Source organism: Pseudomonas sp. 3JA (genome assembly GCF_036961705.1).
Classification (GTDB): domain Bacteria; phylum Pseudomonadota; class Gammaproteobacteria; order Pseudomonadales; family Pseudomonadaceae; genus Aquipseudomonas; species Aquipseudomonas fluorescens_Q.
Genome location: NZ_JBAMDJ010000019.1, coordinates 78,722 through 104,397 on the forward strand (window position 1 = coordinate 78,722; position 25,676 = coordinate 104,397).

Annotated in this window: 23 protein-coding genes and 1 pseudogene; 14 read left to right on the forward strand and 10 right to left on the reverse strand. The window is 60.2% G+C overall.

Annotated features, from left to right (window positions below; all coding sequences use genetic code 11):
• The first annotated feature begins 210 nt into the window (after positions 1–210).
• Entirely contained in the window at positions 211–987 is a 777-nt protein-coding gene (locus V7773_RS16400; RefSeq protein WP_072348468.1) for an IclR family transcriptional regulator, read from the forward strand.
• 62 nt (positions 988–1,049) lie between these two features.
• Complete coding sequence (locus tag V7773_RS16405; RefSeq protein ID WP_336074168.1) at positions 1,050–1,928, forward strand: DMT family transporter; 879 nt, start codon at positions 1,050–1,052, stop codon at positions 1,926–1,928.
• A gap of 274 nt (positions 1,929–2,202) precedes the next feature.
• Here V7773_RS16405 and V7773_RS16410 read toward each other — a convergent pair.
• Positions 2,203–2,362, reverse strand: a pseudogene (locus tag V7773_RS16410) (IS3 family transposase); the annotation flags it as partial.
• Positions 2,363–3,068: 706 nt separating this feature from the next.
• Here V7773_RS16410 and V7773_RS16415 point away from each other — a divergent pair.
• Positions 3,069–4,079 (forward strand): terpene synthase family protein, encoded by a 1,011-nt coding sequence (locus V7773_RS16415; protein ID WP_336074169.1) that lies wholly within the window; start codon positions 3,069–3,071, stop codon positions 4,077–4,079.
• Between the two features lie 702 nt (positions 4,080–4,781).
• On the opposite strand, the gene V7773_RS30510 is transcribed toward V7773_RS16415, so the two are convergent.
• Positions 4,782–5,036 carry a transposase gene (locus V7773_RS30510; RefSeq protein ID WP_442963488.1) on the reverse strand — a complete coding sequence of 85 codons (255 nt, stop codon included), beginning with the start codon at positions 5,034–5,036 and terminating at the stop codon, positions 4,782–4,784.
• A gap of 105 nt (positions 5,037–5,141) precedes the next feature.
• The gene (locus tag V7773_RS16425; RefSeq protein ID WP_336074170.1) at positions 5,142–6,479 is read right to left on the reverse strand and encodes an MFS transporter; all 1,338 of its coding nucleotides are present in this window, start codon (positions 6,477–6,479) and stop codon (positions 5,142–5,144) included.
• Positions 6,480–6,750: 271 nt separating this feature from the next.
• Here V7773_RS16425 and quiC point away from each other — a divergent pair, with 271 nt between their 5' ends.
• The gene (quiC, locus tag V7773_RS16430) at positions 6,751–8,652 is read left to right on the forward strand and encodes a 3-dehydroshikimate dehydratase QuiC (protein ID WP_336074171.1); all 1,902 of its coding nucleotides are present in this window, start codon (positions 6,751–6,753) and stop codon (positions 8,650–8,652) included.
• 103 nt (positions 8,653–8,755) lie between these two features.
• A complete protein-coding gene (locus tag V7773_RS16435; protein WP_063324270.1) occupies positions 8,756–9,433 on the forward strand; it encodes a TetR/AcrR family transcriptional regulator in 678 nt (225 codons plus the stop codon).
• A 117-nt stretch (positions 9,434–9,550) separates the two neighbouring features.
• On the opposite strand, the gene V7773_RS16440 is transcribed toward V7773_RS16435, so the two are convergent.
• Both V7773_RS16440 and aroQ read right to left on the reverse strand, forming a co-directional pair.
• A complete protein-coding gene (locus V7773_RS16440; protein WP_371856981.1) occupies positions 9,551–10,402 on the reverse strand; it encodes a shikimate dehydrogenase in 852 nt (283 codons plus the stop codon).
• A 5-nt stretch (positions 10,403–10,407) separates the two neighbouring features.
• The gene (aroQ, locus tag V7773_RS16445; RefSeq protein WP_336074172.1) at positions 10,408–10,848 is read right to left on the reverse strand and encodes a type II 3-dehydroquinate dehydratase; all 441 of its coding nucleotides are present in this window, start codon (positions 10,846–10,848) and stop codon (positions 10,408–10,410) included.
• Between the two features lie 298 nt (positions 10,849–11,146).
• On the opposite strand from aroQ, the gene idi reads away from it, so the two are divergent.
• The 4 genes from idi (at position 11,147) to ispG (ending at position 16,051) form a co-directional block, all read left to right on the forward strand.
• On the forward strand, positions 11,147–11,713 hold the full coding sequence (idi, locus tag V7773_RS16450) for an isopentenyl-diphosphate Delta-isomerase (RefSeq protein WP_336074173.1): 567 nt from the start codon (positions 11,147–11,149) through the stop codon (positions 11,711–11,713).
• Positions 11,714–11,844: 131 nt separating this feature from the next.
• A complete protein-coding gene (locus V7773_RS16455; RefSeq protein ID WP_336074175.1) occupies positions 11,845–12,642 on the forward strand; it encodes a polyprenyl synthetase family protein in 798 nt (265 codons plus the stop codon).
• 21 nt (positions 12,643–12,663) lie between these two features.
• On the forward strand, positions 12,664–14,595 hold the full coding sequence (gene dxs, locus V7773_RS16460) for a 1-deoxy-D-xylulose-5-phosphate synthase (RefSeq protein ID WP_336074176.1): 1,932 nt from the start codon (positions 12,664–12,666) through the stop codon (positions 14,593–14,595).
• A gap of 151 nt (positions 14,596–14,746) precedes the next feature.
• Positions 14,747–16,051 (forward strand): flavodoxin-dependent (E)-4-hydroxy-3-methylbut-2-enyl-diphosphate synthase, encoded by a 1,305-nt coding sequence (gene ispG / locus V7773_RS16465; protein WP_336074177.1) that lies wholly within the window; start codon positions 14,747–14,749, stop codon positions 16,049–16,051.
• A 26-nt stretch (positions 16,052–16,077) separates the two neighbouring features.
• Here the strand turns inward: ispG and trmA are convergent, their stop codons facing one another.
• Positions 16,078–17,157 carry a tRNA (uridine(54)-C5)-methyltransferase TrmA gene (gene trmA, locus V7773_RS16470; protein ID WP_336074178.1) on the reverse strand — a complete coding sequence of 360 codons (1,080 nt, stop codon included), beginning with the start codon at positions 17,155–17,157 and terminating at the stop codon, positions 16,078–16,080.
• Positions 17,154–18,449 carry an NCS2 family permease gene (locus V7773_RS16475; RefSeq protein ID WP_092149903.1) on the reverse strand — a complete coding sequence of 432 codons (1,296 nt, stop codon included), beginning with the start codon at positions 18,447–18,449 and terminating at the stop codon, positions 17,154–17,156. Before V7773_RS16475 ends, trmA begins: the two co-directional genes overlap by 4 nt.
• A gap of 204 nt (positions 18,450–18,653) precedes the next feature.
• Here V7773_RS16475 and V7773_RS16480 point away from each other — a divergent pair, with 204 nt between their 5' ends.
• Positions 18,654–19,109, forward strand: coding sequence for a DUF4879 domain-containing protein (locus V7773_RS16480; protein ID WP_336074179.1), 456 nt, complete (start codon positions 18,654–18,656; stop codon positions 19,107–19,109).
• Between the two features lie 78 nt (positions 19,110–19,187).
• Positions 19,188–19,754, forward strand: coding sequence for a DJ-1 family glyoxalase III (locus tag V7773_RS16485; protein ID WP_336074180.1), 567 nt, complete (start codon positions 19,188–19,190; stop codon positions 19,752–19,754).
• A gap of 6 nt (positions 19,755–19,760) precedes the next feature.
• On the opposite strand, the gene V7773_RS16490 is transcribed toward V7773_RS16485, so the two are convergent.
• A complete protein-coding gene (locus V7773_RS16490; RefSeq protein ID WP_092149894.1) occupies positions 19,761–20,048 on the reverse strand; it encodes a HigA family addiction module antitoxin in 288 nt (95 codons plus the stop codon).
• A 15-nt stretch (positions 20,049–20,063) separates the two neighbouring features.
• On the reverse strand, positions 20,064–20,342 hold the full coding sequence (locus V7773_RS16495; RefSeq protein WP_092149892.1) for a hypothetical protein: 279 nt from the start codon (positions 20,340–20,342) through the stop codon (positions 20,064–20,066).
• Between V7773_RS16495 and V7773_RS16500 the strand changes: the two genes are divergently transcribed.
• The 3 genes from V7773_RS16500 to V7773_RS16510 are packed head-to-tail and all read left to right on the forward strand — an operon-like array spanning position 20,341 to position 24,061.
• A complete protein-coding gene (locus tag V7773_RS16500; RefSeq protein ID WP_336074181.1) occupies positions 20,341–20,862 on the forward strand; it encodes a (2Fe-2S)-binding protein in 522 nt (173 codons plus the stop codon). The two genes, V7773_RS16495 and V7773_RS16500, sit on opposite strands and share 2 nt — an antisense overlap.
• Positions 20,859–21,860, forward strand: a complete 1,002-nt coding sequence (locus tag V7773_RS16505) for an FAD binding domain-containing protein (RefSeq protein WP_336074182.1) — start codon at positions 20,859–20,861, stop codon at positions 21,858–21,860. Before V7773_RS16500 ends, V7773_RS16505 begins: the two co-directional genes overlap by 4 nt.
• The gene (locus V7773_RS16510; RefSeq protein WP_336074184.1) at positions 21,860–24,061 is read left to right on the forward strand and encodes a xanthine dehydrogenase family protein molybdopterin-binding subunit; all 2,202 of its coding nucleotides are present in this window, start codon (positions 21,860–21,862) and stop codon (positions 24,059–24,061) included. The genes V7773_RS16505 and V7773_RS16510 overlap by 1 nt, the downstream gene beginning before the upstream one ends.
• Here V7773_RS16510 and V7773_RS16515 read toward each other — a convergent pair.
• Positions 24,058–25,296 (reverse strand): MFS transporter, encoded by a 1,239-nt coding sequence (locus V7773_RS16515; RefSeq protein ID WP_092224955.1) that lies wholly within the window; start codon positions 25,294–25,296, stop codon positions 24,058–24,060. The genes V7773_RS16510 and V7773_RS16515 overlap by 4 nt on opposite strands.
• Between the last annotated feature and the right edge of the window lie 380 nt (positions 25,297–25,676).

Consider the following 25,676-nt stretch of genomic DNA (forward strand, 5'->3'; position numbering starts at 1 on the left):
TGGGCGTTCCTCTGATTGACCGGGGTGTCACTGTACTGCCGTTGCGGTGAGTCTAGCTTTTGAGGCGTCAGGATGCGCGTGATGCCTGAGCTTTCAGGCAACCGGCGCGGGGTTTGGTTCATCAGGGCATGAATGAATGGCGCACCGGTTCCAGAATTTGCATTACACTTTGCATATTCTAGAATCGCCGAACTTACCTTTGGATCGCCCATGGCCGGCAGTCAAATCGAACGGGTTTTCAATGTGCTGGAAAGCCTCGCCAGCGACCCTCGCGGCTGGCCGCTGTTAGGCTTGGCCGAACAGTTGCAGATTCCCAAGAGTGCCACCCACCGTTTGCTCGCCGAACTGATGCGCCTGGGCTATGTGCGCCAGAATCCCGAGAACCTGCGTTATCACTTGTCGACCCGCCTGGTCGCCATGGGCTTTCGTTATCTGTCGCGAAGCGGTGCCGACATCGTCCAGCCAGTGCTCGATCGCCTGGCACAGGAAACGGGTGAACTGGTGCGCCTGGGTGTCATCGAAGGGGAGTGCCAGACCTGGATCGCCAAATCTCAGGGGGCCCGTTCCGGCTTGCGCTACGACCCGGACATGGGACGTGAGACGCCGTTGTCCTATACCGCGTCGGGCCATGCCTGGCTGGCTTGCATGAGTGACGCCGAGGCGTTGGCGCTGGTGGCGCGCCAGGCCGTGCAAGTGCCGGAGGACGCCGGGCCAAACGCGCCACGCAGCCCGGCTGAACTGCTCCAGTACCTGCACCAGGCCCGCGAACACGGCTATGCCTGTGTCGAGGAAAGCTCGGCGATCGGCACGTCGGCCATTGCCGCTGTGGTCCGTCATCCATTGGACGGCCGGGTCATCGGCGTGTTGAGTGTTGCCGGCCCCAGCGCACGGATGACGCGGGCGCGGTTGCATGAGCTGGCACCGACCTTGCTGGCGTTTGCCGAGGAGTTATCGCAAGCCAGCCAGGCCTCGGAATTGTTCAGCTGAATGCGGTCTCGTCCGCCACAGGCAAGCCTTGCACCCCACATCACGCAACGCAGGATTCCTACATGACCGTCAGCACTCCGCTTTCCGGTGTCAATCAGGCTTTCAAGGGCATCCTGCTTATTCTGGTGGCGACGTTTCTGTTCTCCAGTCATGACGCCTTGTCGAAATATCTCTCGGGTTTCTACCCGATCATCATGGTGGTCTGGGCACGTTACGTGGTGCACACATTGTTGATGGCGGGTATTTTCCTGCCGCGCTCGGGGTTGCGGGTCCTGCGGACCAAGCGGCCTTTGTGGCAACTGGGCCGGGCGCTGTGCCTGCTGGGCACCAGTCTGTTCTTCACCACGGCGCTGTTGTATATCCCGCTGGCCGAGGCGACGGCGGTCAACTTTCTCGCGCCTGTGCTGGTCACCGCGTTGTCGGTGCCATTGCTGGGCGAACACGTGACACGCGGGCAATGGATCGCAGTGATCTTCGGCTTTATCGGGGTATTGATCATCGTCCATCCGGGCGGGGATCTGTTCACCCCGGCGGTGATATTGCCGTTCTGTTCGGCGCTGTTCTTCTGTTTCTACCAACTGCTCACGCGAAAGCTCAGCGAGATCGACAGCCCGACCACCAGCAACTTCTTCGCCGGCCTGTGTAACACCCTGGTGATGAGCGCGTTGGTGCCGTTCTTCTGGCAAGTGCCGAGCCTGTTGCACGGAGCGATGATGCTAGCGCTGGGCGCCTGCGGGATGACGGCGCACTTGATGCTGACCCAGGCCTTCCGCTTTGCCGCCCCGGCGCTGCTCGCGCCGTTCGGGTATTGCCAGATCGTGTTTGCCGGGCTGCTGGGCTGGTTGTTGTTCAACCATACGCCGACCCTGACCACCGTGGTGGGCATCGCCCTGATCTGCTTGAGTGGGTTGGCGGCGGCGTGGCAACAGCGGCGCAAGTGACCACCCCACAGAACCCTTTGTGGCCAGCCCAGTCCCCTGTGGCTAGCACAGCCCTCTGTGGCGAGGGAGCTTGCTCCCGCTGGGCTGCGAAGCAGCCCCCGCTTTCAGGCGATTGCTGCGCAATCGAGCGGGAGCAAGCTCCCTCGCCACGGGTGGATCGCTGTTCGTTAGGCTCTGTACGAAATCCCGAGAACCCCAATCGTCGCGCCTCCGTGCTGAGATTTTGTAGAGTCACCCGCCATCAACGGAAAAGAATTCTGTGATGACAAAGCGTGTCCTTCCGGGCTTGTTCGCGGTCGTCTTTTTGTTGGGTTTTGTCTGTCTTCTGGCCGTTGATGCAGGCCTTTGTGACGGCAGTATTCAGCCAGTTCAATCTCAGACAAACCAGCCGTTTCAAGGACGACGGCAAACTGGGTTTCGGCCGTCCAATTCTGACAGTGCTTTCCAAAAAAACCGACAGATAAACCCGCACTTAAAAATATCGCTTTATTCCTTAAAGCACTATTCACTATTCATAAAACATCTATAAATTTGTCACGATTGACAGTAGACCGATCTGCACTCCCCCGATAATAATTTTACGTACGGATGATCAACAACATGTAGAGGCAGATATGAAATGGGCTTCGTCATTGAATCCAGTGTTCAGTTTTTTGCGTGAACGAAATCCGGGAGCCGGAGTACAAGCCTGCGTATCACCCGACCTATCTTTGATCCTGGCACTGGATCACCGTCAAGCCAGGTGAAGAGGTGCGCGTGGGAGGTATCTGGCATGGTCAGTTCTTCCACCCCCGGAGGTCGGACAGGAGAAGGATCAAGGCAGTCTGAAATAAATTCACCAGTTGCAGTCAACGAACGGATTCACGCCCGAAGCGTGACCATACCGAACTATGTTGTGCCGTCATCCGCTCGATATTCCATTGTTTCAGGGATGTCGGCTTGATCCTGAAAGCGTTGTCGGCAGTATCAAATCATTTAAATCGTCCTGCTCTACATCGAGCAAGAAACACCTTGATCAATTCGCTAGCAACCTCAAAACATCTAAAGTACAAGGAGGTCTTACAGGGGTTAACCTTCAATTCGGAAAATAAAAGACTACAGGTGAAATCGGAAATTAATCAATTGACCAAGAGAGCGATTATGAATATTCGTGAAATTCTTGAAACAGGGCTTGTCTATCCTACCCCTGACTTGATAAGTCCATATGCCGCAACTATACAGGAGCACACCGACAAACAATGGATCGACGGCGAACTTAAAAGCCTGCTTCCCGAAGCCGCCCGCGAAAATTATAAGCGTGTACGTACCGGTTATATGTCTGCAAGGTGGTGGCCCCTTACGCCAACTTATGAAAGATTGATACCGTTGGCACGCCTTATGTTATGGTCTATGTATAATGATGATATATATGAGCTGTGTGCGCCCGAAGGGGTACGTCAAGGGCAAAAATGTTCCATTGCTATTTTAAAAGGAACCCTTACTGCCAGCGATGCCAATATTCCGCTCGGGGCGTTTCTCGCGCAAATGCGTCAGGAATTCCTGGCATTTATACCCCAGTCGTCCATCGATCGCATTGCAGATAAAATAGGTATTTATTTCGATGGTGTGGAAATAGAAACAATGTACAAAAAAGATAAGCGATTCCCGACACCATCCAATCAACGAATGATCCGGGAAAAGACGTTGATGCTTCGCGCCTTTAATGAATCCATGGAAGTGGAAACAGGTGTAACGCTTCCTGATGAAATACATAGGCACCCGGTTATCCGGGAGTTATCCAGGGTTTCCGGTCGTATTCCCGGGTATTTTAACGACATACAATCTCTGCTTAAAGAGGAAGCTACGGGTGATTTTTATGTGAATCTGGTAAAAGTACTGGAGAATTTCAAAGGCATAACAAGGGCAGAAGCCATAGAAGAAGTAATACGCATTAACAATGAAGACGTAAGTGAGTATTTGCACTTGCAAAAAAACCTTCCTGATTTTGGAGCATGGCAGCGGGATGTAGAGTACTATGTGCATTGTTTAAGCATGCCTTTCAATGGCTGGAAATCTGCAACATTAATAGAGTCGGATCGGTATTGGGAGGATGGGTATAATGCTCCCGAAGTATTTGAAGCGGCTGCCAATATTGTTCCTGATACAAATTGAATCTATTAAATAGATAAAGCTTGGCTATGAATAAATTGTCCTCATCCCAAAGTCGAGCCATCTCTGGTCTACTGTTTGCAGACCGAGCAGCGAAGCTTTTTTATGAAGAAACAAGCAAGTCGCATGATGAAAATTATGATGTCATCAATCCGAAATCAATTAAAGGGCACAAGAAATAATAGTTATCAGATGGGTGTCTTTATTTTGCCAGCTACTGCTGGAGGAGCCATTTACGGTCCACTGACAGAGTACGACACAAGCAAGAGAGCTACACACAAGCGCGGCTGATCCATTAGACCTCTGGGCGGGTTAAACGGGTGCCAATTTAAGTGCCCACGGGGTTATCCAATATATTCTTGAATAATCTATTCGTTAGGCTCTGTACGACAAGAGATGTTGCAAACACCGCGTGGAACAAGCCAGGGAGACCATGGCGGCCTAGCTTTTCGCAAGCTTGTCGAAGCGTGTCACGATCTTACGGTTCTCTTTCAGCCAGCCAAACATGCGTTCGATGATGTTTCACTGCCGGTCCTTGGGCCGAATCAAACAGCCTGGGTAAGCCAGGCTTGGGTTTGCGCTTCATTGAGCGCAGCGGGATGACAGGCTGCATTCGATATTGATCGCAGTAGCGGCGTAGCGCTTCGGCGTCGTAGCCCTTATCGGCAAGCAGCCATTTAGCGTTTGCGAGAGCGTCCATGTTGGCTAGACGGAATGCGTTTGGGCATCTGATCGAATGTCCCCTGGTTTCGCCAGCCCCCGAAACCGTTGATAGACCGTTGACCACGGGCCAAAGCGCTCCGGCATATCTAGCCACGCAGCCCCCGAGCAAAGTACCCAGAGCACCCCATCAATCATCAGGCGGTCGCTAAGGCTCGGTCGCCCTCGGCCATGGGGTTCGATGAAGAGATCGGAGACTACTCCCCAGGCCTCGTCCGAGAGTTCGCAACGCTTTGCCATCACAGAGTTCCTTTCCGTTGATGGCGGGTGACTCTACAAAATCTCAGCACTGGAGGCGCGACGATTGGGGTTCTCGGGATTTTGTACAGAGCCGCATGTGGACAATCAGTTTTCCAGGGTTGGCACCTTGCGCGGCGCCATGAAGTACAACCAGATCAGCGCCGTGAAGTACATCGCCGGGATCAGGGTGAACAGCACGGTGTAGTTATTGTTGGTCACGGTGAGGATGTGACCCACTAGCTGGGTCATGAACATCCCGCCGATGGCCGCGCACATGCCGCCGAAGCCGAACACCGTACTCATCATGTGCTTGGGCGTGTAGTCCATCACCAGACTCCAGATGTTGGCGGTCCAGGCCTGGTGCGCGCCGATGGCCAGGGAAATGGCGAACACTGCCATCCACAGGTTGCTTGCGCCGGCGGCCATGATCACGCCGATGATGCAGCAGGCGAACAGCAGCATGGACACCAGTCGCGCCTTGATCGGATCGAGGCCGCGACCGATCAGGAACGAAGACAGGATCCCGCCGCCCACGCTGCCGAAGTCGGCGGTGAGGTAGATGATGATCAACGGGATGCCCATCTGGGTCACATTGATGCCCAGGTTGTATTGCTGGTTCAGGAACGGCGGCAACCAATAGAGATAGAACCAGAACACCGGCGCGGTGATCGAGTAGGCCAGGGCGAACGCCCAGGTGCCGCGCATGCGCAGGATGCGTGAGAACGGCACGCGGACCTGGTCCGGTTCGTCCTGGGCCTGGATGTAGTCCAGCTCCGATTGTTTGACGGTGGGATGGTCTTCGGGGTTGAAGTATTTCAGGCCCCAGAACACCAGCCAGATCCCGCCGAGCGCGGCCATGCACAGGAACGCGGCCTGCCAGCCCCACACGTGCAGGACCAGCGGCAACAGCATCGGGGTGAACATCGCGCCGACGTTGGTCCCGGCGTTGAAGATGCCGGTGGCTACGGCCCGTTCGCCCGCCGGGAACCACAGTCGCGTGGTCTTCACGCAGGCCGGGTAGTTGGCGGCTTCGGTGAGGCCGAGGATGAAGCGGCAGACCATGAAGCCCACCGCCGAGGTGGCCAGGCCGTGGGCGCCGGTCGCCAGGCTCCAGAGCAGCACGGCGCAGAAGAACACGCGCTTGACGCCGATCCGGTCGATCAGCCGCCCCTGCAACACGAAGCCGACGGCATAACCGACCTGGAACCAGAAGTTGATGTTGGCGTAATCCATCGCCGTCCAGCTCATCTCCTTGGCCAGGATCGGCTGCATGACGCCCAGGGCGGCGCGGTCGATGTAGTTCAGCGTGGTGGCAAAAAACACCAGGGCGAGCATGCCCCAACGGGTCTTGCCCACGGCCATGGCGCCGCGGATCTTGTCTCCGACGCCGCCGGTGGAGGCACTCAGGCCAGTGGCCAGGCGGGAACTTTGGGAAGGAATCATAGCGTGTACCCGTTTTTGAAATTCTTATGGTCGGTCTGGGTCTGTCCATCGACGTCGGCGATCAGGGCTTGCGTCGATGTGGGGAGCGATGGTGCGCAGTGAGCAAAAAATCGTCAATTCGGCGATCGGCATTTTGTTCGATAATCGCCCAAAAAACTAACCGGATGGTACATATTAAATTGCTGAAAGAAACCGGCAGCTCAATAATCGGCTGACTCTTTAAAAAGCGGCGCACCTTTTGTAGCCGATGCCTGTCCCGGGAGCCGAAGTCATGCAGCGTTCCATTGCCACCGTGTCGTTGAGCGGTACCCTGCCGGAAAAACTCGAAGCCATTGCCGCCGCCGGTTTTGACGGGGTGGAAATCTTCGAGAACGACCTTCTCTATTACGATGGCAGCCCTCGGGAAATCAGGCAGATGTGCGCCGACCTGGGCATCGCCATCACCTTGTTCCAACCGTTTCGTGACTTCGAGGGCTGCCGCCGCGATCGCCTGTCGCGCAACCTGGAGCGGGCCGAGCGCAAGTTCGACCTGATGCAGGAACTGGGCACCGACCTGGTGCTGGTGTGCAGCAATGCCTCGGCCGATAGCGTCGGCGATGAACGGATTCTCATCGATGACCTGCGCCTGCTGGCCGAACGCGCTGGCGCACGCGGCTTGCGTATCGGTTATGAAGCGCTGGCCTGGGGGCGGCACGTGAATACTTATCAACAGGTCTGGAACATCGTGCGCCAGGCCGATCACCCAAGCCTCGGGGTGCTGCTCGACAGCTTCCACACCTTGTCCCTCAAGGGCGATCCGAGCGCGATCGCCGAGATTCCCGGTGACAAGATCTTCTTCGTGCAAATGGCCGACGCGCCGATCCTGGCCATGGATGTCCTGGAATGGAGCCGGCATTTCCGTTGTTTCCCGGGCCAGGGCGAGTTCGACTTGCCGGGTTTCCTGGCGCCGATCATCAAGAGTGGCTACACCGGACCGCTGTCGCTGGAAATCTTCAACGACGGTTTCCGCGCCGCGCCGCCACGGGCCAATGCCGCCGATGGCCTGCGCTCGCTGCTGTACCTGGAAGAAAAGACCCGCCAGCGCCTGGCTGCAGAAGCGCCCTCCATGCGCAATACCGACATCCTGTTCGCCACGCCGCCGGCCAGCGAATACGACGGCATCGAATTCCTCGAGTTCGCCGTGGACGACAACCTCGGCGCCAAGCTGTCCCATTGGCTGGAGCGGCTGGGGTTCGTCAAGGCCGGCCAGCATCGTTCCAAGAATGTCAGCCTGTTGCGCCAGGGCGATATCAACCTGATTCTCAACAGCGAACCGTACTCGTTCGCCCACAATTTTTTCGAAGCCCACGGACCGTCGTTGTGCGCCACCGCCGTGCGCGTGAAAAACAGCGCCAGCGCCCTGGAGCGGGCCGTTGCCTACAAAGGCCAGCCCTATCGTGGGTTGGTAGGCCCCAATGAACTGGAGCTGGCGGCGGTGCGCGCACCGGATGGCAGCCTGATCTATCTGGTGGACCAGCAGGCCGATGTCTACGGCACTGATTTCAATCTACAGCCGGGCGCGGTCATTGGGGCCGGGCTCAAGCGCATCGACCACATGGCGATGGCGCTGCCGGCCGACAGCCTCGACAGTTGGGTACTGTTCTACAAGAGCCTGCTGGATTTCGAGGCCGACGACGAAGTCGTCCTGCCCGACCCTTATGGCCTGGTAAAAAGCCGTGCGCTGCGCAGCCGCTGCAGTACGATCCGCTTGCCGCTGAACATTTCCGAGAACCGCAACACCGCGATCTCACACGCGCTGTCGAGTTATCGCGGCTCCGGCGTGCATCACATCGCCTTCGACTGCGACGACATCTTCGCTCAGGTCAGTCGTGCCAAAGAGGCGGGCGTACCGTTGCTGGACATTCCGCTCAATTACTACGACGACCTGGCGGCGCGTTTCGATTTCGACGATGAGTTCCTCAGCGAGCTGGCCTATTTCAACGTGCTGTACGACCGCGACGCCCAGGGTGGCGAACTGTTCCACGTCTACACCGAGCCGTTCGAAGGGCGGTTTTTCTTCGAGATCATCCAGCGCAAGAACGGCTACGTCGGTTATGGCGCCGCCAATGTCGCGGTGCGCCTGGCGGCCATGGCCAAGTCCCGCAGCGGTGGTTTGCGACACGCCAAGTTGTAGGGAAATCGTAAACGTGGCGGTAATGGGCCGTGTCGTGGCTTCCTTCAGTGCACGGTGCAGCCCATAATCGCCAGCCTGTGCAGTGATGGCCGTGAGCCCCGCAATGACTATGAATCCAGAGCTTTCCGCAGCCCTCGACGAACCCGTCGTCGCGCCGCGCAAGAGTCGCAAGAACAACCCGGAGAAGACCCGGGAGAACATTCTTCAGGAAGCCATCGTCGAGTTCGTCCAGCAAGGCCTGGCCGGTGCCCGGGTCGACGCCATCGCCGAGCGCATCCACACCTCCAAGCGCATGATCTACTACTACTTCGGCAGCAAGGAGCAGTTGTACGTCGAGGTGCTGGAAAAACTCTACGGTGATATCCGCACCACCGAGAGCCGCCTGCACCTGGCGGAACTGGCCCCGGTCGATGCGATCCGGCGCCTGGTGGAGTTCACCTTCGACCACCACGATCGCAATGTGGATTTCGTGCGCATCGTCTGCATCGAGAACATCCACAACGCCGAGTACGTGAAACAGTCCGGCGCGATCAAGGCGATGACCAACACCATCCTCGATTCCCTGGGCGTGATCCTGCGTCGCGGTGCCGAAGAGGGTGTGTTCCGTCCCGATCTGCAACCGCTGGATGTGCACTTGCTGATCAGTTCCTTCTGCTTCTACCGAGTGTCCAACCGCCAGACATTCGGTGAGATTTTTCAGATCGATTTGTCGGACGAAGCGATCAAGCAGCGGCATCGGCAGATGGTTTGTGAGTCGGTGTTGCGCTACCTACAGCCCTGAGCCGAACCGAATGTGGGAGCGGGCTTGCTCGCGAATGCGGTGTGTCAGTCGACAAATGTGTGACGGACAAACCGCATTCTCGAGCAAGCCCGCTCCCACAGGGATAATCCCCGGGCTTTAGTGATTCATGCTCTGGAAGTGTTCCAGCATCCGCTGTGCATCTGGCGCGACGCCGCTGAACAATTCAAACGCCTTCACCGCCTGGAACACCGCCATGTTGCCGCCATCCAGCGTGCGGCAGCCAAGGGCGCGGGCGTTGCGCAGCAGTTCGGTTTCCAAGGGAAAGTAAACGATTTCCGCCACCCACAATTGGCCGTGCAACAGCTCGACCGGCACCGGCATGCCCGGTAGTTTCGCCATGCCCATGGGCGTGGTGTTCACCAGGCCATCGGCCTCGGCCATGGCGGCGGACAGGTCATGCCCGGCCCGGGCACGACCAACGCCGAAGTGTTGGTTCAGGTTGTTGGCCAAGGCCTCGGCGCGACTGACCTCGACGTCAAAAATGCTCAGCGTCTGTACGCCTTCTGCCAAAAGCGCGTGGGCTACCGCCGCGCCAGCGCCTCCGGCGCCCATCTGTACCACGCGCCGACGTGCAACATCACCCAGGCCGCGGCGAAAACCCTCGGCGAACCCCAGGCAGTCGGTGTTGTGACCGATGCGCTTGCCATCCTTGAGCACCACGGTATTCACTGCGCCAATGCCCCGGGCCTCGGGCGACAGCTCATCGAGCAGCGGGATGATCGCCTGCTTGCAGGGAAAGGTGATGTTCAGGCCGGTAAAACTCATACGCTCGGCGGCCTTGAGCAAATCGGCCAAGGCGCCGCTGTCGAGTTTCAGCGCATCGAGGTCGATCAGCCGATAGAGGTAACGCATGCCTTGGGCATCACCCTCATGCTCATGGAGTGCCGGCGTGCGAGAGGCCTGGATGCCCGCGCCGATCAGGCCGGCCAGCACAGTGATATTCGACATGCTCATCAACCCTTCAACCGCTGACTGAAATGTTCAAGGGCCAGGCGATAACCATGGCTGCCAAACCCGCACATCACGCCGATGGCGATGGAGGAGACAAAGGAGTGATGGCGAAACGTTTCCCGGGCATGGACGTTGGACAGGTGCACTTCGATCACCGGGACTTCACTGGCGACCAGGGCGTCACGGATGGCCACCGAGGTGTGGGTCCAGGCCGCCGGGTTTATGACGATACCGGCGCAGCGGCTGCGGGCGCCGTGAATCCAGTCGATCAGTTCGCTTTCCTGGTTGGTCTGGCGAAACTCCACCGCCAGGCCGAGTTCGTCAGCGGTGCGACCGCACAGCGCCGAGATATCCGCCAGGGTTTCATGGCCGTAGGTCGCCGGCTCACGGGTGCCGAGCAGGTTGAGGTTCGGGCCGTTGAGCACCAGAACGATTGGCGGCATCAGCGTATCTCCATTGTTTTTGTGGGCTCGACGGATTATCGTCGGTTGGCTTGGAGACAAAATGTACCAGTTGGTTAATCAGGTCAATTCCGTCGAGGAGTCATAGCTGACAAAGCTGTTCGGTAATCGAACATGCGCTGTTGGGAAATACGACGGACGGAGTCACCGATGGGGCTCCTGTGCTTGCACCCAGCCGGCCGAGAGCTACATTCAAATAACCTTGTTCAATAAGTCTGAATTTCCCTACGCATTCTGGTCTGCAGTTGTGTCCAGTGGTGAAGACCTACGGAGTCTAACCATGGAAGAAACCCTCATTCTGGTCGATGAGGATGATTGCGAAACTGGCAGTGCGCATAAGTTGTTCATCCATCAACATGGTCTACGGCATCGGGCGTTCTCGATCTTCATCTTTGATGAGCACGGTCGTTTACTGTTGCAACAGCGGGCTCTCGGTAAATATCACTCTCAAGGGCTATGGTCCAATACCTGTTGCGGGCATCCGCGCCTGGGCGAGCAGACCCACGCCGCTGCACAGCGGCGCCTGTTCGAGGAGATGGGCCTAAGCTGTCCATTGAAAAAGGTGGCCTCGCTGCTCTACCGCGAACAAGTCTCGAACGAACTCATCGAGCATGAGTTCGATCACCTGTATGTAGGCACGTGCGACACCCCTCCGGTTGTCAATCCTGATGAGGCCCTGGCCTGGGAATGGTTGGCGCTGTCCGATATTCCCGGATGTATCACAGCGGCTCCTGACAGATACACGGTCTGGTTTCGGCGGATTTTCGAAACCTACACCCTGGCGGGTATCCGAGCCTGGCAGGTACTGGCTGTCCAGGCTTCTTCCATCGGCCATCAGGCCCTCTAAAAATCAGGGTGATAGATGTGCGTGACGCGCTATCGACACAGGGCGCTCTGCCTGCTTTTGGAGACTGGCGACAGGCGCAGTTGAATCGATTCGAGCGCTGCCTAGAAGCTGAACTGCCCTGCCTATCGATAGTGCCTGCGCGACTGCACGAAGCGATGCGCTACGCGGTATTGGGGGGCGGAAAACGGCTGCGACCATTATTGTGCCAGGCCAGCGGTATCGCTTTCGGCGCTGATCGGCAGGCTTTGGATCGGGTTTGTGCGGCAGTGGAAATGGTCCATATCAGTTCTCTGGTACAGGACGATTTGCCGGCCATGGATGACGACGGTCTGCGTCATGGCCGGTCTAGCGTCCATATCCGGTTCGACGAAGCCACCGCCATCCTGACAGCAAGCGCATTGCTGATGCAGGCCTTCATGACCTTGCGACACACGCCTGTCCCCCTCGCTCGGCAAGCCTTGCTGATGGAGGAACTGGCCCGTGCTGTCGGCCCCGGCGGCTTGTGTGGCGGTCAGATGCTCGATCTGAATGGTCTCGATACGGAGGTAGACGTTGCGGCCTTGGACATTATGTATCAGATGAAAACTGGCGCGTTGATCCGCGCCGCAGTGCGCATGGGCGCGCTGTGTGCCGGGCGGTCCGACGAAGATCTTGATTCGCTGGATCGCTACGCAGCGGCGATCGGCCTGGCATTTCAGATCGTCGATGACATTCTCGACGTGACCCAGGACTCGACAACGTTGGGGAAAACCGCCGGCAAGGATGCCCGCGGCAACAAACCGACCTACGTCTCGGTGCTTGGCCTGGAGCCATCTCGGTGCCTGGCTTGGCAGCTAAACGAACGTGCCCATGTTGCTTTGGCTGGCTTCGATGTTCGTGCGACCTATCTGCGTGAACTGGCTGACCTGATCGTCAATCGCCTGCATTAAGGCCATGAAAAGGAGTCCGGCATGTTCGAGCTACTGAACACCATCGATAGCCCCGGCGATTTACGCGTCCTTCATCCTCGGGCGCTCGATGTGGTTGCCGAAGAGTTGCGGGCCTTCATCCTGCACAGTGTCTCCCGGACCGGTGGGCATTTGTCGGCCAATCTGGGTAGCGTGGAGCTGGCTGTCGCGTTGCACTATGTCTTCGAGACGCCACATGACCGGATCGTTTGGGATGTGGGGCATCAATCCTATCCGCACAAGATATTGACAGGTCGGCGCGAGGCCATGGCCGGCATCCGCCAATGGGGCGGGATATCCGGTTTTCCCCGACGTCAAGAGTCCGAGTACGACTGCTTCGGAACGGCCCATGCAAGCACCTCAATTTCCGCGGCATTGGGCATGGCGCTCGGGGCTCGGACCAAAGGCGAACACCGGCATAGCATCGCTGTGATCGGTGACGGCGCCCTGAGTGGGGGAATGGCCTATGAGGCGATGAACAATGCCGGTCTGCACACCGACTTGCCGTTTCTGGTAATTCTCAACGATAACGATATGTCGATCTCTGCCGCCGTCGGTGCGCTGCGCCATTACCTGGGCAGATTGACTGCTCATCGTTGTGCAAGCGCGGCCAATGGCGGTATCAAGCGGATCCGGCGCGACGAATGGCCAAGGGATGAGAAGGGCGGAAAACTGCAGGCGCAACCCGAGGACTTCACGGGGGCGGCGACCCTGTTCCAAGCCCTGGGTTTCAACTATACCGGTCCTCTCGACGGTCACGACCTGGATGAGCTGATTCCGACCTTGCAGTTACTCAAAGGTTTGCGTGGTCCGCAATTGCTGCACGTCGTCACTGAGAAAGGGCATGGCTATAGCCCGGCGGCGATTGACCCGGTGTTGTACCACGGGCCTGGGAAATTCAATCTGGGCCAGGGCGTCCTGCCTACCGTACCCCGCCAGCAAAGCTACGCTCAGGTGTTTGGTCGTTGGCTATGCGACGAGGCCGAGCGTGATTCACGGGTCGTGGCGATCACTCCGGCCATGTGTGAGGGGGCGGGCCTGGGGCCGTTCGAGCAACGTTTTCCCGAGCGGTATTTCGATGTCGGTATCGCTGAGCAACATGCCTTGACCTTCGCCGCCGGGTTGGCGAGCGAAGGCTTGAAACCGGTGGTGGCAATCTATTCAACTTTCCTGCAGCGCGCTTATGACCAATTGATTCACGATATCGCGCTGCAGAACCTGCCGGTGGTGCTGGCGGTCGATCGGGCCGGGATTGTCGGTGCGGACGGCGCTACTCACACGGGAGCGTTCGATATCGCCTACCTGCGTTGCGTGCCCAACCTGATGATCATGACGCCGGCGGACGAAAACGAATGCCGGCAGATGCTACATACCGCTCTTGTCCAGGCCGGGCCGGTGGCCGTGCGTTATCCACGGGGTGGAGGCACCGGTCAGGCGGTGCAAAGCGATCTGAATACCTTGCCCCTGGGCAAGGGTGAACTGCGTCGGGAGTCGGGTCGAACCCCGGGTGAGCGTATCGCTATCCTCGCCTTCGGCTCAATGCTGCGGCCGAGTCTGGAAGTCGGCCAGGCATTGGATGCGAGCGTGGCCAACATGCGCTATGTCAAACCCCTGGATGTCGATCTGCTGGAGACTTTGGCCTGCACCCATGACTTGTTAGTGACGATCGAGGAGGGGTGTGTGAAAGGCGGTGCCGGGGGGGCATGCCTCGAACACCTGGCGGCCTCGGGGATTTTCCGGCAAGTGCTGCTGCTGGGTTTCGATGATCAGTTCATCGAGCATGGCGCGCCCGAGCAGTTGCTGGCCAGCTGTGGCCTCGACGCCAAGGGAATCATCGCTTCGATCCGGCTCTTTCGCGAGCAAATGGCGCAGCAGCGGCTGGACCTGCCGTTGTTCAGCGTAGGCGAGCAGACCTTCAACCAGTGGCAGCGATAAAAGTTGTCTGGTCCAGCCCCAGGGCTTCTTTGCGGTCGCTTCCGAGCTTACTGCGTGTAGCTGTCAAGCAACCACTAAAAGGGGGAACACATGGCGACCTTCAATCTACCGCCACTGTCCATGCCGTTTCCATCCGACGAGGGGGCAGACGATGAGCTCCAATATTGTCCGGCGCAAAACCCGCCAGGTCCGTATCGGTCCGGTGACCATAGGCAGTGCCAGCCCGATCGTTGTTCAAGCCATGACCAATACCGATACCGCCGACGCCCGGGCCACCGCGGCGCAGGTCGAGCAACTGGCGCTGGCCGGCGCCGAACTGGTACGGATCACGGTCAATGGCCATGAGGCGGCGGCCCAGGTCGCGAAGATTCGCGAGTTGCTGGATGCGCGTGATATCCAGGTTCCGCTTGTCGGCGACTTTCACTTCAATGGCCATCGCCTGTTGGCGACTTACCCCGATTGCGCCCAGGCGCTGGGCAAATATCGGATCAATCCGGGCAATGTCGGCAAGGGGGCCAGGCGCGACGAGCAGTTCTGCGAAATGATTGAAATGGCCTGTCGCTATGACAAGCCGGTCCGTATCGGCGTCAATTGGGGAAGTCTGGACCCGCAGTTGCTGGCTCGGATGATGGACCACAACGCCGCGCTCGCCGAGCCGCTGCCGGCCGATGCGGTGATGCGCGAATCCTTGGTGGTCTCGGCGTTGGAAAATGCACAGCGGGCCATCGAGGTCGGGCTGCCGGCGGAGCGGATTGTACTGTCGGCCAAGGTCAGTCATGTGCAGGACTTGATTGCCGTGTACCGCAACCTCGCCGAGCGTTGCGACTTTGCCTTGCACCTGGGGCTCACCGAAGCCGGCATGGGCTCCAAGGGGATTGTCGCCTCGTCCACCGCCCTGGCTGTGCTGCTGCAGGAGGGCATTGGCGATACCTTGCGCATTTCACTCACCCCCGAGCCTGGGGGCGAGCGTAGCCGCGAAGTACTGGTGGCCCAGCAAATCCTGCAAACCATGGGGCTGCGGGCCTTTACCCCCTCGGTGGTGGCCTGTCCCGGTTGCGGACGTACCCACAGCAGTTTTTTCCAGGAGCTGGCCCAGCAGATCGAGGATTACCTGCGCGAGCAGATGCCCCTCTGGAAAAGCCGCTTCAGTGGTGTGGAGCAGTTGCAGGTGGCCGTCATGGGCTGCGTGGTCAATGGCCCGGGCGAAAGTCGTCTGGCGGATATCGGCATTTCCCTGCCGGGTGCCGGAGAACACCCTTCGGCTCCGGTGTATATGAATGGCGAGCGGGTACTGACCCTCAAGGGCGAGGCCATCGCTCAGGAGTTCACCTTACTTCTGGAGGCCTATGTGGCGGCCCGCTACAGCGGGCAGGCGCAGGCACGGTGCGTTTTGGATGAGCTGATCGAGCGCCACGACGCGACCGCTCGCGGGCTGATTGCCCGTGGCAAACCATAGCCAGGGAGAATCGATGAGCCAGCAATTTAACGCCGAGTCAACAACACCCCGGATTCCATATGATGGGTCCAAGGAAATTGATCGAACAACGCGCAACGCGTAATGCGGTGAGTGTCGTGCAGTTGCGCGATGTTGGCTGCGAGGGTTTCGGGATTGCAGGAGATGTACAGGATGTTGTCAAAACGCCGGGTCAGCTCGCAGGTGTCCGGGTCCATGCCGGCGCGAGGCGGGTCGACGAAGACGCTGCCGAATTCGTAGCTTTTGAGGTCGATGCCATGCAAACGACGGAACGGCCGGACTTCGTTCAGGGCTTCGGTCAGCTCTTCGGCGGACAGGCGCACCAGCGTGACGTTATCCACCGCGTTTTCGCTGAGGTTGCTCAGCGCGGCGTTCACCGAGGTCTTGCTGATCTCGGTGGCCAGCACTTTGCGCGCACGGGTGGCCAGGGGCAGGGTGAAGTTGCCGTTGCCGCAGTACAACTCCAGCAGATCGTCGCTGCGATCGCCCAATGCCTCGTAGGCCCAGTTGAGCATCTTCTGGTTCACCGTGCCGTTGGGCTGGGTGAAGGCGCCTTCGGGCTGGCGATAGCTGAAGGTACGACCGCCCACTTCGAGTTTCTCCACCACGTAGTCGTGGCCGATCACTTCGCGCTTGCCCTTGGAGCGGCCAATGATGCTCACGCCGAGGTCGCTCGCCAGCTTCGAGGCGGCGGTGTGCCAATGCTCATCCAGCGGACGGTGATAACACAGGGTGATCATCGCATCGCCGGCCAGGGTGGTCAGGAACTCCACCTGGAACAGCTTGTGGCTCAGGGGCGCGCTGGCCTGCCAGGCGGCCTTGAGTTGCGGCATCAACTGGTTGATGCGCAGGCTGGCGATGGGGAACTGCTCGATGAGGATCGGCGTGCGCTTGTCGTCCTGGGAGAACATTGCGTAATGCCGTTCGCCGGCCTCGCGCCACAGGCGGAATTCGGCGCGCAGGCGGAAGTGCTCCAGCGGCGAATCGAACACCGCAGGTTCTGGTGCATCGAACGGCGCCAACAGGTCACGCAAGCGGGTGACCTTGTCCTGGAGCTGAGCGGCGTAGGCGTGGGAATCAAAAGTCATGCGTTGAACCAACCCAACTTGATCACGAAGAGAATCGACAGGATGACCAGCGCTGGGTTCAACTCACGGCCACGGCCGGACACCAGTTTGATGGCGGTCCAAGCGATGAAACCGAAGGCGATGCCGTTGGCGATGGAATAGGTGAACGGCATCGCCAGGGCGGTGATCACCACGGGGGCGGCCACGGTGATGTCGTCCCAATCGATTTCCGCCAGGCCCGAAGTCATCAGCACGGCGACGAACAGCAAGGCCGGCGCGGTGGCGAAGGCCGGGACGCTGGCGGCCAGTGGCGAGAAGAACAGCGCCAGCAGGAACAGGATCGCCACGATGACGGCGGTCAGGCCGGTGCGCCCACCCGCGCTGACACCCGCTGCCGATTCGATGTAGCTGGTGGTGGTGGACGTGCCCAGCAGCGAACCGGCCATGGCGGCGGTGCTGTCGGCGATCAACGCACGGCCCATCTTCGGCATGTGCCCGTCCTTGCCCATCAGCCCGGCGCGCTTGGCGACGCCGATCAACGTGCCGGAGTTGTCGAACAGGTCGACGAACAGGAAGGCGAAGATCACGCTCACCAAGCCGATGTCCAGGGCGCCCTTGATGTCCAATTGCAGGAAGGTCGGGGCCAGGGACGGTGGCATGGAGATCACGCCGCCGAACGGCGTGAATCCCATCAGGATCGACACGATGGTGACCGCCAGGATGCCGATCAGCACCGCTCCACGCACTTTCAGCGCTTCGAGGCCGACGATCAGGACGAAGCCGAGGGTCGCGAGGATCGGCGCCGGTTGCTTCAAGTCGCCCAGGCCGACCATGGTCGCCGGGTTTTTCACCACGATGCCGGCGTTGTTCAGGGCGATCAGCGCCAGGAACAGGCCGATGCCGGCGGCAATGGCCGAGCGCAGCGGCAGCGGGATGCTGTTGATGATCCATTCGCGGATACGAAAGATCGACAATATGAAGAACAGTACGGCGGAGATGAACACTGCGCCCAGCGCCACTTGCCAGGTGTGGCCCATGTGCAGGACCACGGTGTAGGTAAAGAAGGCATTCAGGCCCATGCCCGGTGCGAGGGCGATCGGGTAGTTGGCGATCAGGCCCATGACCGTGGAGCCAATGGCCGCTGCCAGGCAGGTGGCGACGAACACCGCGCCCTTGTCCATGCCGGTTTCACCGAGGATGCTCGGGTTGACGAACAGAATGTAGGCCATGGCCAGGAAGGTCGTGACGCCCGCCAGGATCTCGGTCCGCACGTTGGTGTTATGTGCCTTGAGTTGAAACAGCCTTTCCAGCATGTCTGCTCCCCGTGGCGCGCCCGGCGCCGTGAATGTATCGACCTCAACAGCAAAGCACAGGTCGCCAGCGGCGCCCGGGAATTTTCTGCGGGTCGGAAAAAGCCGCGCATCATACCAGCAGCGTAGCGTTGTGGCTGCGATCGTCGTCGATGTTTTGCCAACGCGCCAAGTGGGCCATACTGCGCGCGGTTCCGGGAGGTCTCTATGTATTGCATGAATAAAAAACTGCTGGCGGCGGTGGGTTGCATGCTGGGTGGGTGGTTGTCCGGACAGGCCGCCAATGCCGCGTCGGCGCAGCCTTTGAGCGAGGTCAAGGTGCTCAAGGTCGAGTCGCCGGCCTGTGGCTTCGAGGATATCGCGCCAGGGCAGGCGCAGACCCGTTGCGATCACAACGGGCCGAATATCAAAGTCTACGTGCTGGAGGTCGGCTACGGTCGGCAGCCCAATGTCACGCTGGACGGTTTCGAGGTCGATGGCACCCGCTCGCCGGTGTGTGCGTACAGCAATGGCAATCTCAACGATTGTTCGGCCCAGACCAAAATCGTCGGCTATTTGTACATCTTCGATCTGAAGGGCAAGCAGGAAGGCACCTTCAACTTCAGCAACATTTCGATCAATGCACCGGGCAATCGGATGTCGGCCCAGCTGTACATTAAATGACCTGTCGGCATGACAAGCTGAACGCGGCCCGGCAAACCTGACTAGGCTTCAGGAACCACCCCATCGGAGAGCGCGCCCATGATGCCTGGAACCAAGCTGCCTCGAGCCCTGATTACGGTCGCCGAAGGTGTCGATGACCTGCAGACAGTCACCCTGATCGACGTGCTGCGTCGAGCCCAGATCGAAGTGGTGGTGGCAAGCATCGAAGGGCGGCGGATGCTCACCTGTGCCCGCGGCACGCGCCTGACCGCCGATGGCATGTTGGTGGACATGCTTGTGCAGGATTTCGACCTGATCGTTCTGCCCGGCGGCATCATCGGTGCCCAACACCTGGCAAACCATCAGCCGCTGCAACAGCTGGTCAAGGACCAGGCCGCCACCGGACGGTTTTTCGCCGCCATCGCCGAAGCCCCGGCCCTGGCGCTACAGGCCTTTGGCGTCCTGCGCCAGCGGCGCATGACCTGCCTGCCGGCGGTGAGCCAGCAACTGTCTGGTTGCAGCTTTGTCGATCAACCCGTGGTGGTGGATGGCAACTGCATCACGGCCCAGGGTTCGGCCGCCGCCCTGGCGTTTGCCTTGACGTTGGTGGAACAACTCTGTGGCAAGGGTGTGAGGAGCGTGGTGGCGGCAGAGTTGCTGGCCTGACAGGCATCAAGCGTGTTGTGGGAAAGGTTCAATCACAGGCTGCACGCGCTGCTCGGCTTGCCACAAATCGTAATCGGTCTGGACGCCCAGCCAGACCCTGGCCTTGCCGATCCCGGCACGCTCCAGGCGCACAGCCAGGTCGGGGCTGACGGGCGCATGACCATGCAAGATCCGGGAAAGATGAGGCCGGGCGAAACCCAGGTGTCGCGCCAGTTCGGTGACGGTGATACCCAGTTCGGGCAGCACGTCCAACCGCAAGGTTTCGCCTGGGTGTGGCGGATTGTGCATGGGCATGTTCCAGCCTCCTGATCAGTGGTAGTCCAGATAATCGACCAGTTCGATATCGGACCCGATGAAGCGAAAAATGATTCGCCAGTTTCCCATGGGATCGAGTGTAAGGCGATACATTACACTTGATGCGGTATTTTTATACCGCACATGCCAGGCGAATCTGTGCATCCTGCGGTTTACAAGGCTTTGTGGAGCGTCGAAATTGCCTTGAACGCTCACCCCCACCCTGAAGTCGTACCCCTTATGACGGCGGTTTTCCAAAACGCCGCGAGTACGACCAACCGTGAGGTGTTCCATGAGCGCGACCCTGTCCGAAGCGACGCAGGCGTCCTTCGTCCGTCATCCGATCCATCTGACACTCAATGGCCAGGTGCATGAACTGCAGGTGTTGCCCTGGACCACCTTGCTGGACCTGCTGCGCGAGCAACTGGACCTGGTGGGCAGCAAGAAAGGCTGCGACCACGGCCAATGCGGCGCCTGTACGGTGTTGCGCGATGGCAAGCGGATCAATGCCTGCCTGACCTTGGCGGTGATGTGCGACGGCGCCGAGTTGACCACCATCGAAGGCCTTGCCGGTGACGACGGATTGCATCCCATGCAGCAGGCGTTCATCACCCATGACGCGTTCCAGTGCGGCTATTGCACGCCGGGGCAGATCTGCTCGGCGGTGGGCTTGGCCAACGAGGGCCGGGCGAAGACCCGTGGGCAGATCAGCGAGTTGATGAGCGGCAACCTGTGCCGCTGCGGCGCCTACACCAACATTCGCGATGCCATCGAAGAAGCTCTGCCGCTTTGCCAGCAGGGAGGTGATCAATGAATCCCTTCCAATACAGCAAGCCCGACACCGTGCAGGCGGCCGTCGATCTGTCGAGCCCGGTTTCCCGCTTCATCGCCGGCGGCACCAACCTGCTGGACCTGATGAAGGAAAACATCACCCGTCCCGAGCACCTGATCGACATCACCGGGTTGCCCCTGGCGGACCTCAGTGAAACCCCTTCCGGCGGGGTGATGATCGGTGCGCTGGTGAGCAATGCCGACCTGGCCTGGCATCCGTGGATCGAGCGCCGCTATCCGCTGCTGGCCCAGGCCATCCTGACGGGCGCCTCGCCGCAACTGCGCAACATGGCCAGTACCGGCGGCAACCTGCTGCAACGCACCCGCTGCTATTACTTTTATGACGCGAGCGTACCGTGCAACAAACGCCGGCCCGGCAGCGGTTGCCCGGCCCGGAGCGGTTTGAACCGGATCCACGCGATTTTCGGTGCCAGCGATCAATGTGTCGCCACCCACCCCTCCGACATGTGCGTGGCCTTGGCCGCTCTGGAGGCGGTGGTCCATGTCCTGGGCCGGGGCGGGGCGCGGACCATCGAGTTCGCCGACTTCCATCGCCTGCCCGGCGACGCCCCGGAACGGGACAATCAACTGGCCGACGATGAGCTGATCACCGCTATCGAATTGCCTGCCGTCGGTTTTGCCGAGCATAGCCACTACTTGAAGATCCGTGACCGCGCCTCCTACGCGTTTGCGCTGGTCTCGGTGGCGGCGGCGCTGGAACTGGACGGGCCGGTGATCCGCGAGGCGCGCCTGGCCCTGGGAGGTGTGGCGCACAAACCGTGGCGCGACCGGGCCGTGGAGAGTTGGCTGACCGGGCAGGCCGTCAGCCGCGAAACCTTTACCGCCGCTGCCGACGCGCTGCTGCAAAACGCCGAGCCGCTGGAGCACAACGGCTTCAAAGTCAGACTGGCGCGCCGGGCGATTGTCCGTGCCTTGAGTGACGCCGCATTGGGTTGCGCACCCCAGGGAGGACACGCCTGATGAACGCTGCGAGCAAATCCATAGGGCAACCCCTCGACCGGGTCGACGGCCTGCTCAAGGTGACGGGCCAGGCCCGTTACGCCGCTGAATACCCCGAGGACGGCTTGCTGCACGGCAGCGTCGTCTCCGGTACGGTCGCCCGTGGTCGTGTAGTGCGCATCGATGCGTCCCGAGCCCTGGCACTGCCCGGCGTGGTCGCGGTCATCGACCACACCAACCGGCCGAGGATCGCCAGCTACGACGAGCCCTACCAGGATGCCGATGCGGCGGACGGCTCGCCGTTCCGGCCGTTGTACAACGACCAAGTGCTTTACAGCGGCCAGCCGCTGGCCCTGGTGGTGGCGGAAAACCTTGAGCTGGCCCGGTATGCCGGTTCGCTGGTTGAAATCGAATACGACGCCGAGGCGCATCAGACCGATCTGATCACCTTGCAATATGACGCCCATCCGGCACCGGCCGAACTGCCCAAGCCCCGTGGGAATTTTCAGGGCGAGTACGCCAGCTCCGCGCTCAGCGTGGATGTGTCCTACAGCACGCCGATTGAACACCACAACCCCATGGAGCCACATGCCTCCACCGTGCTGTATCAGCCTGACGGCAGCCTGCACATCCATGACAAGACCCAAGGCACGCAGAACGGCCAGGCCTATGTGCAAAAGGTCTTCGGCCTGGAGCAAGAACAGGTGCGGGTGTTTGCCGCGTTTGTCGGCGGCGCCTTCGGTTCCGGGCTGCGCCCGCAATATCAATTGCCGTTGGCCGTGATGGCGGCATTGGCCCTCAAGCGCTCGGTGCGGGTCAGCCTGACGCGCCAGCAGATGTTCACCTTTGGCTATCGTCCGCGAACCCTCCAGCGCGTACAGCTGGGGGCGGCGGCCAACGGTCGCTTGCTGGCTGTGGCGCACAGCGCTATCGGCCAGACCTCGCGCTTCGAGGACTTCACCGAGCATGTGGTGGAGTGGAGCGGCATGCTCTATCACTGCGACAACGTCGAGCTGACTTACAAATTGGTGCCGCTGGACGTCTACACGCCCCTGGACATGCGCGCCCCCGGTGCCGCCCTCGGCTTGATTGGCCTGGAGTGCGCCATGGATGAACTGGCCTGTGCCCTGGCGATCGATCCGATCCAGCTGCGCTTGATCAACTACGCCGAACGCAACGAGAACGAAGGCAAGCCGTATTCCAGCAAGGAACTGCGTGAGTGCTATGCCCAAGGTGCCCATCGTTTCGGCTGGGACAAGCGCAACCCGGAACCGCGCAGCATGCGTGAAGGCCGGCAACTGGTGGGTTGGGGCATGGCCGGTGGTGTGTGGGAAGCCATGCAGCAGAAGGCCAGCGCCCAGGCGTCGCTGGACACCCATGGCAAGCTGACTGTCAGCAGCGCCACCACTGACATCGGCACCGGGACCTACACGATCATGACCCAGATCGCTGCCGAGGCGTCAGGCGTTTCCCTTGAGGACGTCACGTTTGTCCTGGGGGATTCGTCGTTGCCCACCGCGCCGCTGCAGGGCGGCTCGTTCACCGTATCGTCGGTAGGCACTGCCGTACAGCAGGCCTGTGAAGCACTGAAGGAAAAACTCCTGGCCGTGGCCCGCCAGGCATGTCCGGCCTTCAGTGGCGCGACCCTTGAGCAAGTGACGTTTGTCGATGGTCAGCTGCGGCTCGGCGAAGCGAGCGTTGCGCTCGCGGAGCTGGCGCAGAAAAGCGGCGAGACGCCGTTGCAAGCCCAGGTCACTGCCGAGCCGGATGCAAAACGCCAAGCCTACGCCACGGCCACTCACTCGGCGGTGTTTGTCGAGGTGCTGGTGGACGAAGACCTGGGGGCGGTGAAGGTCAATCGTGTGGTCAGCGCCATCGCCGCCGGCCGGGTCATCAACCCGAAAACCGCCCGCAGCCAGATTCTCGGTGGCGTGGTGTGGGGCGTCGGCATGGCCTTGCACGAAGAAACCTTGACGGACCACGCCCTGGGTCGCCACATGAACCACAACCTGGCCGAGTATCACCTGCCGGTTAACGCCGACATTGGCGACATTGAGGTGATTTTCGTCGAGGAACATGACGAGATCGTCAATGCGCTCGGGTCCAAGGGCGTCGGCGAAATTGGCGTCGTCGGGGTGGCCGCGGCGGTGGCCAATGCGATTTACCACGCCACCGGCAAGCGGGTGCGGGACTTTCCCATCACCCTCGACAAGTTGCTCTAGGCTTTTGCTGCATCCACCGGCTCGTGCATCCGGTCACGGTTGGCCAGGGTCGGGAACAGCTTGATCCAGGTCCCGGTCACCAGCAGCGTACCGACGCCGCCCATGACCACCGCCGGCACCGTGCCGAACCAGTGGGCGGTGAGGCCGGATTCGAACTCGCCCAACTGGTTCGAGGCGCCGATGAACAGCCCGTTCACCGCGCTGACCCGGCCGCGCATTTCATCCGGTGTTTCCAGTTGTACGAAGGAGGCGCGGATCACCATGCTGATCATGTCCGCCGCACCCAGCACCACCAGCACCGCCAGGGAAAACCAGAACGAGGTGGAGAGGCCGAAAGCAATGGTGGCGACGCCAAACACGCCTACAGCCGTGAACATCACCCGGCCGACTTTGCGCTCCACGGCAAACCGCGCCAGCCACAGCGACATCAGCAAGGCCCCGACCGCCGGTGCCGACCGCAACAGACCCAGGCCCCAGGGGCCGGTGAGCAGGATGTCCTTGGCAAACACCGGCAGCAACGCCGTCGCGCCGCCGAGCAACACCGCGAACAGGTCCAGGGAGATCGCCCCGAGAATGTCCGGGCGGCTGCGAATGAAGCGAATCCCGGCCAGCAAAGAATCCAGCGTTGCCTTGCCTTTGTTCAGTGGCGTCTGCCGGGCCGGCAGGTTGAGCATCAGGCAACAGGCGATGATGTAGAGCAGCACCGTCGGCCCATAGACCCAGACACTGCCAAAGGCATAGAGCAAGCCGCCGAGCGCCGGGGCGACGATGGTGGCCGACTGCTGGGCCGATTGCGCGGCGGCCACGGCACGGGGAAACAGCGCAGCCGGCACGATGCTCGGCAGCAGCGCCTGGGTGGTGGGCATTTCGAAGGAGCGGGCGGCGCCCAGCAGGAAGGCGAGGATGAAGATCATCTCCCGCGTGACGTTGTCAGTGGCGCTGCCGATCACCAGCGCCAAGGCAATCATCGCCTGCAATGTCTGACAGATGGCCGCCACCTTGCGGCGGTCATAGCGGTCGGCCACATGCCCGGTGTGGAGCATGAACAGCACGCGCGGGGCAAATTCCACCAACCCCACCAGGCCAAGGTCCAGGACGTTGCCGGTCAGTTGATAGAGGTTCCAGCCGATGGCCACGGTGAGCATCTGGAAGCCGCTGGCGGTGAATATCCGGGCCAGCCAGAAGGCGATGAAGGGACGATGGTGACGGAGCAGCAGCGGCGCTTGGCTGGGCATCTAGGACGGGTCCGGTGAGGAAGGCCACGCGATTATCGCCGAGCTGTAACTGGAAATTACGTCGGGCGGAAAAAATAGTTAGCCAAACATCTACTTTCGCCTGTGGACTGTTCAGGTCAAGGGCATCACGGACACCTGTGGCGAGGGAGCTTGCTCCCGCTGGGTTGCGAAGCAGCCCCAGGATTTTGCGGTCGCTGCGCAACCGAGCGGGAGCAAGCTCCCTCGCCACGGGTCCTGTGTACTCTGGAACGTTATGGATCAATCTGAGACAACCTGCCACGCGACAAACGACCACGCCGTTCATCGACGAGAATGCGGCTACTCTTTGAGCATTGCTTGATCCAGATCAATGCCTTTCGGGGCGTTGGGTTGGCGGCCAT

Excerpts from the sequence above, each read along its gene's own strand:
- V7773_RS16400 (WP_072348468.1), top strand. The coding sequence starts at position 211 with ATGGCCGGCAGTCAAATCGAACGGGTTTTCAATGTGCTGGAAAGCCTC.
- V7773_RS16405 (WP_336074168.1), top strand. The coding sequence starts at position 1,050 with ATGACCGTCAGCACTCCGCTTTCCGGTGTCAATCAGGCTTTCAAGGGC.
- V7773_RS16415 (WP_336074169.1), top strand. The coding sequence starts at position 3,069 with ATGAATATTCGTGAAATTCTTGAAACAGGGCTTGTCTATCCTACCCCT.
- V7773_RS30510 (WP_442963488.1), bottom strand. The coding sequence starts at position 5,036 with ATGGCAAAGCGTTGCGAACTCTCGGACGAGGCCTGGGGAGTAGTCTCC.
- V7773_RS16425 (WP_336074170.1), bottom strand. The coding sequence starts at position 6,479 with ATGATTCCTTCCCAAAGTTCCCGCCTGGCCACTGGCCTGAGTGCCTCC.
- quiC (WP_336074171.1), top strand. The coding sequence starts at position 6,751 with ATGCAGCGTTCCATTGCCACCGTGTCGTTGAGCGGTACCCTGCCGGAA.
- V7773_RS16435 (WP_063324270.1), top strand. The coding sequence starts at position 8,756 with ATGACTATGAATCCAGAGCTTTCCGCAGCCCTCGACGAACCCGTCGTC.
- V7773_RS16440 (WP_371856981.1), bottom strand. The coding sequence starts at position 10,402 with ATGTCGAATATCACTGTGCTGGCCGGCCTGATCGGCGCGGGCATCCAG.
- aroQ (WP_336074172.1), bottom strand. The coding sequence starts at position 10,848 with ATGCCGCCAATCGTTCTGGTGCTCAACGGCCCGAACCTCAACCTGCTC.
- idi (WP_336074173.1), top strand. The coding sequence starts at position 11,147 with ATGGAAGAAACCCTCATTCTGGTCGATGAGGATGATTGCGAAACTGGC.
- dxs (WP_336074176.1), top strand. The coding sequence starts at position 12,664 with ATGTTCGAGCTACTGAACACCATCGATAGCCCCGGCGATTTACGCGTC.
- ispG (WP_336074177.1), top strand. The coding sequence starts at position 14,747 with ATGAGCTCCAATATTGTCCGGCGCAAAACCCGCCAGGTCCGTATCGGT.
- trmA (WP_336074178.1), bottom strand. The coding sequence starts at position 17,157 with ATGACTTTTGATTCCCACGCCTACGCCGCTCAGCTCCAGGACAAGGTC.
- V7773_RS16475 (WP_092149903.1), bottom strand. The coding sequence starts at position 18,449 with ATGCTGGAAAGGCTGTTTCAACTCAAGGCACATAACACCAACGTGCGG.
- V7773_RS16480 (WP_336074179.1), top strand. The coding sequence starts at position 18,654 with ATGTATTGCATGAATAAAAAACTGCTGGCGGCGGTGGGTTGCATGCTG.
- V7773_RS16485 (WP_336074180.1), top strand. The coding sequence starts at position 19,188 with ATGATGCCTGGAACCAAGCTGCCTCGAGCCCTGATTACGGTCGCCGAA.
- V7773_RS16490 (WP_092149894.1), bottom strand. The coding sequence starts at position 20,048 with ATGCCCATGCACAATCCGCCACACCCAGGCGAAACCTTGCGGTTGGAC.
- V7773_RS16500 (WP_336074181.1), top strand. The coding sequence starts at position 20,341 with ATGAGCGCGACCCTGTCCGAAGCGACGCAGGCGTCCTTCGTCCGTCAT.
- V7773_RS16495 (WP_092149892.1), bottom strand. The coding sequence starts at position 20,342 with ATGGAACACCTCACGGTTGGTCGTACTCGCGGCGTTTTGGAAAACCGC.
- V7773_RS16505 (WP_336074182.1), top strand. The coding sequence starts at position 20,859 with ATGAATCCCTTCCAATACAGCAAGCCCGACACCGTGCAGGCGGCCGTC.
- V7773_RS16510 (WP_336074184.1), top strand. The coding sequence starts at position 21,860 with ATGAACGCTGCGAGCAAATCCATAGGGCAACCCCTCGACCGGGTCGAC.
- V7773_RS16515 (WP_092224955.1), bottom strand. The coding sequence starts at position 25,296 with ATGCCCAGCCAAGCGCCGCTGCTGCTCCGTCACCATCGTCCCTTCATC.